Annotated in this window: 10 protein-coding genes; 4 read left to right on the forward strand and 6 right to left on the reverse strand. The window is 64.9% G+C overall.

Annotated features, from left to right (window positions below; all coding sequences use genetic code 11):
* Positions 1-31: 31 nt before the first annotated feature.
* The 4 genes from manA to OK351_RS06215 form a co-directional block, all read right to left on the reverse strand.
* A complete protein-coding gene (gene manA, locus OK351_RS06200) occupies positions 32-1,270 on the reverse strand; it encodes a mannose-6-phosphate isomerase, class I (protein WP_265156920.1) in 1,239 nt (412 codons plus the stop codon).
* 70 nt (positions 1,271-1,340) lie between these two features.
* On the reverse strand, positions 1,341-2,960 hold the full coding sequence (locus tag OK351_RS06205) for an LCP family glycopolymer transferase (protein ID WP_265156922.1): 1,620 nt from the start codon (positions 2,958-2,960) through the stop codon (positions 1,341-1,343).
* A gap of 29 nt (positions 2,961-2,989) precedes the next feature.
* Entirely contained in the window at positions 2,990-3,523 is a 534-nt protein-coding gene (gene purE, locus OK351_RS06210; protein WP_265156924.1) for a 5-(carboxyamino)imidazole ribonucleotide mutase, read from the reverse strand.
* A gap of 58 nt (positions 3,524-3,581) precedes the next feature.
* Positions 3,582-4,742 (reverse strand): 5-(carboxyamino)imidazole ribonucleotide synthase, encoded by a 1,161-nt coding sequence (locus OK351_RS06215; RefSeq protein WP_265156927.1) that lies wholly within the window; start codon positions 4,740-4,742, stop codon positions 3,582-3,584.
* Positions 4,743-4,982: 240 nt separating this feature from the next.
* Here OK351_RS06215 and OK351_RS06220 point away from each other — a divergent pair, with 240 nt between their 5' ends.
* Entirely contained in the window at positions 4,983-5,561 is a 579-nt protein-coding gene (locus OK351_RS06220; protein ID WP_265156929.1) for a GtrA family protein, read from the forward strand.
* A gap of 88 nt (positions 5,562-5,649) precedes the next feature.
* Here the strand turns inward: OK351_RS06220 and OK351_RS06225 are convergent, their stop codons facing one another.
* Positions 5,650-6,372 carry a TIGR03089 family protein gene (locus tag OK351_RS06225; protein WP_265156931.1) on the reverse strand — a complete coding sequence of 241 codons (723 nt, stop codon included), beginning with the start codon at positions 6,370-6,372 and terminating at the stop codon, positions 5,650-5,652.
* A 283-nt stretch (positions 6,373-6,655) separates the two neighbouring features.
* On the opposite strand from OK351_RS06225, the gene OK351_RS06230 reads away from it, so the two are divergent.
* The 3 genes from OK351_RS06230 to OK351_RS06240 are packed head-to-tail and all read left to right on the forward strand — an operon-like array spanning position 6,656 to position 12,725.
* Complete coding sequence (locus tag OK351_RS06230) at positions 6,656-7,177, forward strand: WhiB family transcriptional regulator (protein WP_306349470.1); 522 nt, start codon at positions 6,656-6,658, stop codon at positions 7,175-7,177.
* Positions 7,123-10,665 (forward strand): glycosyltransferase family 2 protein, encoded by a 3,543-nt coding sequence (locus OK351_RS06235; protein ID WP_265156933.1) that lies wholly within the window; start codon positions 7,123-7,125, stop codon positions 10,663-10,665. Before OK351_RS06230 ends, OK351_RS06235 begins: the two co-directional genes overlap by 55 nt.
* Entirely contained in the window at positions 10,665-12,725 is a 2,061-nt protein-coding gene (locus OK351_RS06240; RefSeq protein WP_265156939.1) for a DUF5719 family protein, read from the forward strand. The genes OK351_RS06235 and OK351_RS06240 overlap by 1 nt, the downstream gene beginning before the upstream one ends.
* Here OK351_RS06240 and OK351_RS06245 read toward each other — a convergent pair.
* Complete coding sequence (locus tag OK351_RS06245) at positions 12,722-13,186, reverse strand: metallopeptidase family protein (protein WP_265156942.1); 465 nt, start codon at positions 13,184-13,186, stop codon at positions 12,722-12,724. The two genes, OK351_RS06240 and OK351_RS06245, sit on opposite strands and share 4 nt — an antisense overlap.
* Between the last annotated feature and the right edge of the window lie 13 nt (positions 13,187-13,199).

Raw genomic sequence — 13,199 nt, forward strand, 5'->3', positions numbered from 1 at the left:
CCTGCGGTTTTTTGGATCTGCTGTCGCCAGGTTACCCGGTGGCCGGCAACCGGTTGGTGACCGGTCGGGTGCTGGCCACGAACAAGGTGGCAGGCCCGGTGCCCCCGGAAGTGACCTGGTAATCGACTCCGGCAGGAAGGAACACCGATTCGCCGCGCTGCACCAGCAGCTGCTGGCCATCGCCCTTGAGCGTGAAGCTTCCGGCGGTGCACAGCGCGATAGCCCCGCCATCGGCGACCAGGGAATGCGTGTCGCCACTGGAACCATCCGGTGTGTCGATCACCTGTAAGCGGAACTCCTCGAAGTCCGGGGTGAACAGGTTGTTGTCCGCACCCAACGGTTGCGCCGGCAACCGGCACGGTTGACCCGGTTCGGTTCGGGTGATGGCCAGCAGCTCCGGAACGTCGATGTGCTTGCTGGTCAACCCGCCGCGCAACACATTGTCCGAATTCGCCATGACCTCGATACCCAGCCCGCGCAGGTAGGCGTGGATGTTCCCGGAACCCAGGGCAATGGCCTCACCGGCTTCCAGGGTCACCACATTCATCAACAACGCCACCAGGACCCCGGGATCCGCAGGATAGTACCCGGCGGCCCAGCGAACCTCGGCCAGTTGCGGCTGCCGTGACAGCTCGGGATCGGCGTGGATCCGGTCGGCGAGCTGTTGGGCCAGCAGCCTGACCGGTTCACCCCCGGTGAGAACCAGGCGCAGCGCCTGACCCAGCGGATCCTGCCCGCTCTCCAGCACCGAGACCAGCTCATCGCAGGTAGCGGCGGCCTGCCCGGTCAGCTGCGGGCGCACGGCCTGCAGGTCCTCCAGGATTCGAAGGGGCTCGCGGAAGCCGCTGAGCGCCACGAAGTCACCCAGGGCGTAGAGCATCTCCGGCTTGTGGTTGGCGTCCTTGTAGTTGCGGTGGGCGGCATCATGGGCGATGCCCGCATCGTCCTCGCGTTCGAAGCCTTCCCGGGCTTCGGTGAGGGACGGGTGGACCTGGATGGATAGCGGCCGAGCGGCAGCCAGGACCTTCATCAGGAAGGGAAGCTGCCCGAACCGGTCGCTGACCGGGGATCCCAGGAACCGCTCGGGGTCCGAACTGATCAGCTCGTCCAGTGCCTGCCCGGTGGATTCGACCCGGCTGGGGTTGCCGGGATGGGCTCCCAACCAGAGTTCGGCCTGGGGACTGATGTCGGTGCCGTATCCGAGCAACCGGGAAATAGCGTCCGTGGAACCCCAGTGGTAGGCACGGATGCCGTTATGCAGGTGAAACATGTACGTCTGCTGACCTTTCATCATGAGGGAACATGTTCGGGGTCCGGAACTGGGATAGGAGGGGAGGGATTTAGGGCACCGAGCATTCGTCGTTGTTGGCGGCGATCTGGCTGATGCGGTTGGTGGCACCGTAGCGCTCGAGCTCTACCAGGTACTTCTCGGTGATCGCGCTGCCGTCTGGCTGGAGGAATTCCTCATCGCCGGTGTTCGACAGGGCGCGGTCATCGCTGGGGGTGCTTTCCGGGGCCTGGGGTTCCTCGGCGGTCTCGGTCTGCTCTTCGGATTCGGTGGGTTCGGCCGGGGCTTCGCTCTTGGTTTCCTTGGGCTTCTCCGGCTCGTTCTGCTTGGCGATCAGGCCATTGATGCGTTCCTCGATCTGGTCGAACTGCGGGTAGGTGGAGAAACGGTCCGCGGCGGTACCGAAGTCCGGCGCGCCCAGGGTCAGGCGCTCGAACGGGTACTTGCGGGCCTTCTCGGCCAAGGAGACGAAGGAACCGAGCTGGTTGGCCGGGATATCGGTTTCCACCAGCTGCTCGCCGGCATCCATGATGCTGGTGAAGTTGTTCAGCACGTTCTGCGGGGTGATCTGGGCGATCAGCGCCTGCTGCAGGCACTGCTGGCGCTTGATGCGGTGGTAGTCGCTGGTGAAGTCGCGGGAGCGGGCGAACCACAGTGCCTGTTTGCCATCGAAGTGCTGCAGGCCGGGGGCGAACCAGTGGGTGTTGATATTGGTCCCTTCCCACTTCTTGGCGTTGTAGGGTACCCATCCGCCGGAGATGATATCCACTCCGCCCACGGCGTTCACGAACGACTCGAAGCCGGCCATGTCGACCATCACGTAACCCTGGACGTCCAGGCCGGTACTGCCTTCCAAGGCGTCCATGGTGGCCTGCGCGCCGACGTTCTTCACCGAAGCCGGGAAACGGTCGGCATAGTTGTCCTCGGCTTCACGGTAGATCGCGTTGAACAGGCACTCGTTGCCGCAGTTATAGCCTGCGGGGAAGACTTCCTTCATCGGTGAACCATCGCTGAAGCGGGCGTTCTGGAAATTACGCGGAACCGAGATCATGATCGACTTGCCCGTCTTGGCATCCACCGAGAGCAGCGCGATCGAGTCGGTGCGGATCCCATCGCGGTTCGAACCGGAGTCAGCCCCGAAGATGGCAATGTTGTAACGTCCCTCAACCGGGTCGAAGGCCGGGCCCTCATCGAAGACCTTCACGATGGTCTCACGTCCGGTGTTCAGCGTCTTGGCCCCGTAGACGAAGATGCCGCTGGTTCCCAGGACAGCCAGGAGCGTGAATACCGTCACGATGCCGATCATTCCCGGGGCCAGCAGGCTGGGCTTGATGATCACCAGGGTATTCAGGAACATGAGCAGCCAGCCCACCGCGAACACCGAGAGCGCGATGATCAGGAACAGCTGGAAATTCGGGTGACCCGCCCAGGAGAGCAGGATCGAGTAGTTCACGAAGTAGATGGCGACCAGCGCCAGGATCGCCAGCCAGCACAGCATCGTGATGCTCACCACGAATCGGCCGAGCCTGCGGTTGCCTGCGATCAGCTGCGCGCTTCCGGGGAACACGATCGTGAGGAAGACCAGGATCAGGGCACGCTTGGACCGTGCCGGACTGGTCAGTGTTTCCGGATGGCGCAGCGGGCTCGGTGCGCGGTGGCTGGGAGAACCCATAAAGTTAGAGACTTTCCTAGACGGGGACTTTAGGACGCGAAATTATCGCTGGCGACCTCGGCACGCAGGGAAGCACCCTTGGCGTAGGCCGACTCGCGCAACGAATCCGCGAATTCAAGCAGCTTCCCTTGTAACGAACGGGCCTGCTCGTCGGTTCCCGCAGCGAGCATGCGCACCGCCAGCAGGCCGGCGTTACGGGCGCCGCCGATCGACACGGTGGCCACCGGGACCCCGGCGGGCATCTGCACGATGGACAACAGGGAATCCATTCCATCGAGCTTGGCCAGGGGCACGGGAACACCGATCACCGGTAATGGAGTGACCGAGGCGAGCATGCCGGGCAGGTGGGCGGCACCGCCGGCACCAGCGATGATCACCCGCAGACCGCGCTCGTGGGCCTTCTTGCCGTACTCGATCATTTCAGTGGGCATGCGGTGGGCCGAAACGACATCGGCTTCGAACGGGATGCCGAATTCGGTCAAGGCCTGCGCGGCCAGACGCATAACCGGCCAGTCCGAGTCCGAGCCCATGACGAGCCCGACCACTGGTGCTGAAGAAGTCATTGGGTATTTCCTTGAAGTTGTCCAACGGGTAGCCCGGGCGACCGGCGCTAGCCCTAGATTATGCTGTTTGGCCTACGCCGTCACGGATCAACCTTGCCACCAGGTCGGCCTGTTGGCGAAGTTCATCCACAGTTTGCCCGTTGTTGGCCACCACGTTCACGTGGCCGATCTTGCGTCCCGGACGGACCGATTTGCCGTAAGCATGGACCTTGACCTCCGGCGCGGCGGCCAATGCGGCCTGGAACGCGGAGTACAGATCCTGGTTGGCGCCGCCCAGGTAGTTCTTCATCACGGTCACGCCCAGGGGACTGGTTTCACCCAGGGGCAGGTCCAGTACGGCGCGCAGGTGCTGCTCGAACTGGCTGGTGACCGAACCGTTCATGGTCCAGTGCCCGGTATTGTGCGGGCGCATGGCCAACTCGTTGATGACGAAGCCGGTTCCGACCCCGGGCGTTTCGAATAGTTCCGCGGCCATCACCCCGGTGACCGAGAACTCGGTGGCGATTTTCACCGCGGCAGCCGCTGCGGCCTGGGCCACGGCAGGACTGATGTCCTGGGCCGGGGCAATCACCTCGTCGCAGACACCGTCGACCTGGATGGTGTGCACCACAGGCCAGGCCTTGACCTCCCCGGAAGGGGTGCGGGCAACCAACGCGGAGAGTTCACGCGAAAAATCGATCTTGTCCTCGGCCAGCAGTGCACCGTGCTCGAACCAGTCGGCGGACTGGCGGGCCTGCTCGGCATCGTCCAGGACGCGCACACCCTTGCCGTCGTACCCGCCGCGCGGAGTCTTGAGCACGATGGGCCAACCGATGCGATCGCCGAAGTCGACCAGTTCCTGCACCGATTCGACCTTGGCCCAGTCGGGATTGGGCAACCCGAGCCTGTCGATGGCCTCGCGCATCACGAGCTTGTCCTGGGCGTGGATCAGCGCTGCCGGGCGTGGTTGGATGTTCACGCCCTCCTCGATCAGGGCGGTCAGGTGCGCATTGGGCACATGCTCGTGGTCGAAGGTCACCACGTCCTTGCCCTTGGCGAATTCACGCAGCGTGGCCAGGTCCTTGTAGTCTCCCACCGGGGCATCCGGTACGCATCGGGCCGCCGAGACATCGGCGGCTTCTGCCAGCACGTGCAGTTCGAATCCGAGATTCAGGGCCTCGGGGGCCATCATGCGGGCCAATTGCCCGCCACCAATTACACCAATTTTTGGAAAGCTCACCTCTCTAGGGTAGCGAAACTATTGCCAGGTGCCGTTTCGGCCGTGTCCGGTGGTGTGGAACACACGGAGGATTAACAGGAAAAACAGATATCATGAACTGCTTATACCTAGGGGTATAACAGGATTCATCGCCATACTTGGCAGCAGTGTAACCACGTTCTGACCCGCGGCACTGAGCAGCGCCGGTGGCACCCGATGGCCGGTGGCTGCCGCGCGGGGTCTAGGCACGTCTGGAGGATTATGTTTGAACGCATCAGCACCAAGATCCAGGGACTGGTGTCCCTGGTCTGGCGGGAAGTCGCGAAATTCGGGGTGGTTGGTGGTGCGGCCTTTGTGGTCGACTCGGCGATCTACCTCTGGATGCTTTCCGGGCCGATGAGTGATTCGCCGGTCAAGGCCAAGATCGTTGCTGGTGTGGTGGCGACACTCTTCTCCTGGGTCGCCAACCGTTATTGGACCTTCCGCCACCGTCGCCAGGCCAATGTGGCCCGCGAACTGGTGATGTTCCTGGTCATGAACGCCATCGGCTTGGGGATCGCCGCGGCCTGTGTCTGGGTGACCAAGTACATCCTGCTGCTGACCGATACCACCAGCGTGTTCATCGCCGGCTCCGTGGTCGGACTGGTGCTCGGCACCATCTTCCGTTTCTTCGCCTACCGTTTCTGGGTCTTTGGCGACAGGAACATTGCACCCCAGCTGCGCCCGGAGCCCGAGCTGGTACTGGCAACCGGCTCATTGACCCAGGTTTCCGGTGACGCGGGCGACATATTCGATGCGGGCTCGCGCCGTCCGGATACCGACAGCATGCCCCGCGTATAGGGGCCGAGGTCCTGGCGGGCCCGAGCACGAAGTGAAACGTCCCTGGACGCCGGATAACCCCGGTGCCCAGGGACGTTGTGGTTTCCCGCTACTGCTGTACCGGGTACCGGGCCGTGATACGTTCCCCATTCAGCAATTGTTCACTGGTCTCGACTCCGGGGCCGATCAGCACCAACGCGTCACCGGCAAACCATTGGGTGATGGCATAGGGAAGGATCCGCTCCCAGCCCAGCTCCGCAGGAACCAGAACCGTGCCCTGTGCGGTGCCAACGCGGCCGAAGAGCTCTGCGTAGCTCAGCGCTGTCTGCGCGGTGGCCAGGGCCGTGGCCGAACCGGGGACGGGGCCCGGGAAAAAATCGTCGGCAAAGGTGCGCACGGTGGCATTGTAGTCCTCGGCCGGGCCCAGGTCCCCGGAGAACTGCAGGGCCAGGGCGGCCAGATCCACGCCGAGCACCTGGGCGCGGCCCGGAATGCGATCGCTGTTGGGCTCATTACTTACCCACAGTTCAGCTGTCGCGGCCTGCGGATGGTCGACCGTCAGCACCGTGGCACCGGCATGGAAGGCGGCCAACGCGATCACCAGGGACTTCCAATGCGCCGGCAGGTCGATTACCACCTCGCTGCCGGCGTCGATGTCGAACAGGTCGACCAGCAGGTGCGCCGATTTCGCCACCCAGTTGTCGAATACCCGTCCGCTGAGCTCGATGCGTTCGCCCTGCGCCGAGTGCCATACCAGCCACGGGGTTGCCTCGTTCCGACGGCTTGCCAACAGCTTTTCGGCGAATGGTAACGAATTGGTATCGAGCGTCATATGGGGCCTCATTTATTTGCTGTGAATTCACCGGGAATGCGCGGAAGTGGCGACTCGCCCGGTTTGACGGGGAATTTTCCCGGCGTGTTGTGATCAGTTATTGCCAAGAGCTGTCCATAGAATAACCTCCCCGCTTGACTCGCGCCGAGTTACACGGCTGTAATTAGATGGTGCACCGAGGTCGGTTCAGCTTTTTCGATATTTCGATGGACTAATTGACCGGGGCATGTGGCGCCGACACGGCGCTTGCATCTAGACGTGTAGCGAAAGGGACATCATCACCATGGCGAAGATGGAGCAGGGGTACTCCGAGTATTCGACATCGGCTGTTGCGTCCGCCCAATATGGGGTGCAGGGCGCTCCGTCCGATTGGTTTATCGATCCGCAAGCCGATGGCGTGTCGCAGACTTCGGTCGCGGCTGACCTGGAGAACGCCGCCGATGCCTTCCTGCGTGAACATGCGGCTCCGTTGGAAGTCGAAGAGGATACCGCCGGCTCGTGGGCACCACAGCTGGATGAAGACGACGAGGTACGCGAGAGCATCAAGGCCGTTTGGCTCGGTGTGGGCGGCGAAGTCGACGAAGGCGAACTCGGTTGGCAGTCACGTGCCCTTTGCGCGCAAACCGACCCGGAGGCCTTTTTTCCGGAAAAGGGGGGCTCAACCCGCGATGCCAAGCGCGTTTGCGGCGCGTGTGTTGTACGCTCCGAATGCCTTGAATATGCGTTGAGCAATGACGAGCGCTTCGGAATTTGGGGAGGCCTGTCAGAGCGCGAACGCCGCCGTCTACGGAAACGAGCAATCTAATTCGCCCGCAAGTACATGTCACCGCCATCGTTGCTACGCACGATGGCGCTGACTTTTTACCACGAACTTTAGCCGCGCTGCGCAACCAGAGTCGGCCGGTGGAACGGTTCATCGGGGTGGATGCCAGTTCCACCGATGCCTCGTCACAGGTGCTGAGCGCGAATCTGCCCTCCAACGCCCTGCTGGTCAAGGCCGACAAGCACTCGTTGGGCCTCTCGGTGGCCGAAGCCGTCGCCAGCCTGCCAGACGCGCGCACCGACCGTGACGAGTGGCTGTGGATCATCCATGACGATTCGATGCCGGCGCCCGACGCGTTGGAAGCCCTGACCGCCGTGGTCGAGGCCAGCGAATCGGTGACCATTGCCGGTTGCAAGCTGTTGGACATCGATTCGCCGCGTCGGTTGATCGATGTGGGCCTGAGCACCGACCGCAAGGCCCAACGCCTGACCATGATCGACATTGATGAAGTCGACCAGGGACAATATGATGCGCGCAACGACTATTTCGCGGTCTCCTCTGCCGGCATGTTCATCCGGCGCGACGTGTTCGAGGAACTTGACGGTTTCGACCGTGCCCTTCCCGGGCGCGGTGACGACCTGGATCTGTGCTGGCGCAACCGCCTGGCCGGACACCGGGTCGTGGTGGTTCCCGCGGCGAGGATGTACCACCACACCGATGTGCGCGAATCGCTCGCCGGGCCACGCGAGGCCAGGCGTTCGGAGGTATACCTGCGGCTGAAGCACGCCTCGGGCCCGGCACTGCCGTTGCTCTGGCTGGGAATCCTGATGGCCGGAATCGGCCACTTCCTGGCCTCCCTGCTGGCCAAGGACCCGGGTCACGCCTTCAGCCACCTGGGGGCCACCTTGCGAGGACTGTTCAGCCCGGTGAAACTCGCCACATCACGCCGCCAGGCCAATCGGACCCGCAAGGTGTCCCGCCGCCAGGTTGCCCGGATGATGCTGGGCAGGGCCGAAGTCCGCGAGTACCGCCGTAACCTGGCTGCCAAGACCGAAGAGCAACAGGTCTTCGGGGACGGCAGCGGAGCCGAATCGGCGGTGGAACCCAGCGGCGACAACTTCTCGGACTTCGTCCGTATCGCCGGGCCACCCAAGACCACGGCGGTCTTCTCGCTGATCCTGGCGTTGCTGGCCACAGCGGGCCTTTCACTGATTGCCTGGCGTTCGGTCATCGGCGCCCAGGCCCTGACCGGTGGGGCGTTGAAACCGTTCTCTCTCACCTTGGCGGAGATCGCCCGCAACGCCGGTTCCTGGTGGCAACCGGCAGGTACCGGTCTGAGTGCCGCACCGGATAACACCGATGTGCTGTATTGGCTGCTCTCGGCCGTGACCTTCGACCATGCCAACCAGGCCAGTGCGGTCCTGATGCTGCTGGCCATGCCGTTGGCCGCGCTGTTCGCCTGGATCGGCTCCAGCGCGTTGACCCGATCCCGGGCCCTGCGCTTTGTGCTGGCAGTGTTCTGGGGTGTGCAGCCGGCACTGGTCTCTGCCCTGGCCAGCGGCCGCCTGGGCAGTGTGCTGATCCACGTGCTGTTGCCATTGCTGTTCATGGCGGTGCTACGGGCGATGCGGAGCGGGCTGGGCAATGATGCCCCGGTGGGCCAGCCCGGAGCGGTCTCCGGCGCCTCGGCCTGGACGGCCTCGGCCTGTGCCGCGCTGTTGCTGTTCGTGGTGTCCGCCGGCTCTTTCCCCTTTTTCCTGTTGCTGACCGTGCTGCTGTACCTGTTGGCGCTGACCCGCATCCGCCGGGTGAAGACCCTGTGGTGGATCCCGATCCCGGCCCTGGTCTGGAACCTGCCGTTGCTGCTGGAGGCGTTGGGCAACCCGCGCCTGCTGTTCACCGAACCAGGTGCATCGGCCGCTTTCACCCCCGCTGTCCCATGGCAGCAACTGCTGGGATTCCCCGAGGCGTTCAGCCCGATGGCCACCCCGGTGGGCTTCGGGTTCCTACCCGACGGTCCCTGGGCCCTGGTGCTGGCCCTGGCGGTCGGCGCGCCGTTGGTGGTGCTTGCCCTCATCGGATGCATCGGTACCGCTTCGGCCGGGAACCTGAACCTGCGCTCGAATGTGCGCCTAATGGTTTTTGGCGCCCTGCTCTCCCTGGCCGCCGGCTGGGCCGTGGGGTTCGTCCCGGTCAGCCTGGATTCGGAGACCCCGGTCAGCGCCTACACCGGGCCGTTCGTCTCCTTCGTCGCCTTCGCTCTATTAGCCGCCGCCACCCAGTCGGTTTCGGCCTTGCGACGTGAGCACCTTCCGGTGGCACAGCGTACCGGGGCATCGCGCGGTGTGCTCGGAACACTCAGCGTGCTCGCAGGAGTGAGCCTGCTGGCCAGCTCGGCCATTGCGCTGGCCCCGCAGCTGGATGCGGACAATCCCGACGGCGAGCTGACCACGTTGAACGCCAACACGCAGGTGCGTGCAAGTAACGAACGCACGATTCCGGCTACTGCCGCCGACGCGGGGCGCGGACCATTGCAAGAACGCACACTGCTTCTGCGCCAGCTGCCCGGTGGGAGCTTTGACAGCGAACTGGTCTCCGGGGCCGGCACCACATTGGATTCACTGAGCCGCAGTTCACAGGTTGCCCAGCTCACCGGACCGTTGCTGGCGCCAGAGCGCCAGATGGATTCCGTGGCCCAGCAGCTGCAACGCGAGTCGGTGGCGATGCTGCTCGCTGATTCCGCCGTTGACGCCCGGGAAAACCTGCGTGAACTGGGTGTGGGCTATGTGGTGCTGGATCAGAGCGGGGATGCCTCCGCGACGGTGCGCACCCTGGATTCGGCCACCGGCCTGGCAGCGATCGGTCAGACCGACAGCGGTTGGCTGTGGCGGGTCAGCTACGAGGACGGCTCCAGTGCCGGTACGGGGTTCGCCCGACTGGTTGCGGAGGACGGCAGCGTCCAAGTGCTGGAGTCCAGGCATGCCGCGCTACGCCCGATCGACATCCCTGCCGCACAACAATCGCGCACCCTGGTCCTGGCCACCGGCTACGACAACCGGATCAAGGCCACCCTCGACGGCGAGCCGCTGCGTCCGGTGGCCTTCCCGCTGGAAGGGGACAGCCGCTGGGCGCAAGGCTTCGAGATACCGGTATCCGGCGGTGAGCTCACGGTGCGCCACCAGCAATTGTTGGCCGTTCCGCTGCTGGTTCTCGGGTCCTTGATGCTGCTGCTTACCGCCTTGTTGGCGGTACCGGTACCGAGCACCCGCAACCTGGCCGGATACCGGCAAACGGAGTACCGCTTCCGTGACGGTCAGCCTCCGCTGGCCGTGGGTGAACCGGCCATGGATGAACCCACCGAACCGACAGATGAGACCCACCACGGATCGGTCGAACCGGCAGGCACAGCGGTGCAGGTGCCGCTGAGTCGTCGCGAGGCCCGTGAACGGCAGCGTGAACTGCGTGAACACCTGGCCCCGCGGGCCAGCGAGCGGTTATCGGATTCCAGTGGCGAGCAGGAGAAGAACTAGTGGCCGACGATTCAAGCAAGCCTGCGGACGGCTTCGAGGACGCAGCAGTGCCGGCACCCAAACCCGCCCACGATGACGATTCGAAGGCCCCGGGCGCCGGAACGGAACCGGAGCGAACCCCGGAAGCGGCGACCCCGCCCGTCAAGTCGACTGCACCGGTAACCGGCAACCAGGAAGCCCGGGACCCGGGCCCGTCCGGTAACCAACCGGAATCCGCGGCCACGCCAGCCCATGGGTCGGAACCCGAACAATCGCAGGACCCCAAGGCCGCCAAGCGGCGGGCCAAACGTGAGAAAGCCCGTCTGCGTGCAGAACGGGGCACTGCGGCAGGCTCCACCCAGGTGCCGGACACCGGGCGCGAACCGGCAGACGGGGCCACGGCACTCGAGCCGGCGCCGGAATCCGCCACCGCATCCGAGACGAAAGCCGCCAAACGCCGTGCCAAACGGGGTAAGGCGCAGGCAGCCGCCGAGCGTGGGAGCCAGCATGGTCCGCGACGAAAGTTCGCAGCGATCACCGGCAGCAGCCTGATCGTCCTGGCCAGTGCCGCCGCGGTCACCGCCGGCTCGCTCTATGCGCCGCAACCGCAGAACACGCCCCTGCCCAGTGCCGTGACCAGCCTGCCGGCCGGGGACAGTGTCTACACCTGCGCCACCGTCCCGCAGCTGCTCAAGGGAGTGGAGGGAACCGATCCCCAGTTCGCGCCGGGGGCCGAAGACGTGTCCACGACCATACGCACCGCGGTGGTCTCCGACCTGGCCAAGCGGATCCCCGGCTCCGGGTTGGGAGAGATCGGCCAGGAGGAATCACGCCGTCTGACCGAACGGGTGGAGGAGGCCGAGGCCAGCCAGGGGCGGGGGTCGGACGCCGAGGGGCTGACCGGACGCACCGCGGCGGTGCAGGACACCGCGAACCTGGATCCGTTGCAGGTGCTGCGAATCCAGCCATTGGGCGGTCTTCCCTCCATGGGATCCGGGCTGCGCAGCTACCAAGCCCAGGACGGTGATCTGGCCGGACTGGCGGCCAGCACCTGCCTGGCGGCCGAAAGCAACTGGCGATTCACCGGGCTGCAGACCACCACCGGGGCCTCTTCGGTGCTGCATCTGGCCAACCCCACCTCAACCACCGCCCAGGTATCAATCGAACTGCGGGGCGCGGACGGGCTGATCGACACCTCCACCCTGCAGGAGATCGTGGTCGCCCCGGGAACCACCCGGGCCATCGTGCTCGGCGGTTACGCCCAGGGCCAGGAATCGGTCTCGGCCAACGTCCGTTCGCTGGGTGGAAAGATCACCGCCACCGTCCAGCAGTCGGCGCTGCGCGGACTGACCCCGTCGGGCGTGGATTTCGTGGCCGCGAACGCCCCGGCCGCCACCATGCAGGTGATTCCCGGGGTGTGGATCGACGAGAAGTCGAATATCGACGAACTGACCGCCGGAGAGGGCGCCGAATCCCTGGTGCCGCAACTGCACATCTCGGCCACCGGGAGCCAGGGTGCCGGCATCGAAGTGAAGGTGCTGGATTCCAACGGCGAGGTGGCCCTGGACCTCGCGGAGCACCAGGCGGTGTCCTCGGACGCCACCTCCGTGGTGGACCTGCGCCAGCTGGCCAGCGGGTACTACACCGTGGTGGTTGAGGCCGATAACCCGGTGACCGCCGCCGTGCGGATGGTGCGCGGGCAGAACCCGGAGGATTCCTCGGATACCGCCTGGGCCGCCAGTTCCCGGGTGCTCAACGGCAACCAGGTGGTGCCGCTGTCGGCCCACGGCAACGCCACCTTCACCCTGGCCGCGCCGCAGGACGCAGCGAGCGTGGATGCCATCGTGATCTCCCGGGACGGCAGTATGGCCCAGTCCCAGACCATTGAGGTTCCCGCCGGGACTTCGCGTACCTTCAAGCCCTCGGATGTGTCCGAGGACGCGGCCGCGGTGTTGTTCCAAGGCGATTCGAATGCCTATATCGGCCAGACGCTGTTGGGTTCGAACCGTTCGGTCAGCTGGGTACCGATGCCCCCGGCCACCGGCAGCCGTGAGGGTATCGTGGTGAACGTGGCCGGTTAGTCCGGCTCGTCGGGGAAATACTCCGGGTCGATCTCCTGCATGGACTTCATCCACAACTGCGACAATTCATGCACCACACACTGGTGCACGATGTCCACCACCTCCGGGTAGGACTCGGCGATCTGTTCGATGGGCAACCGGTACACGGTGATACGGGCCGCGGAGTTGCGTGTGGCCGAACGCGAGGAGGCCAGCGGTACCCGGTCCCCGGCCGCCTCGGCCTGGTCAAGCAGCTTGCTGCCCGGCACTGGCCGGATCCTGAAATCGATGCTCTCCAGGGTCGTGCCCCACCGCTCGCTGAGCCGCTGGGCACTGGCAATCACCGCATCGTCAAAGCGTTCGGGACGGCTGCGGAACCCGGGGAGGTGCATGGGCAGTACCGGGCCGCGCCGGGAACGGCCATGCCGACGCCGCCGGGCCGGGGTCCCGGGGCGGGGCGAACCAAGTGAATGCTGCTCCATGTTCGACAGCATA

This window comes from Glutamicibacter sp. MNS18, assembly GCF_026107515.2.
GTDB lineage: Bacteria > Actinomycetota > Actinomycetes > Actinomycetales > Micrococcaceae > Glutamicibacter.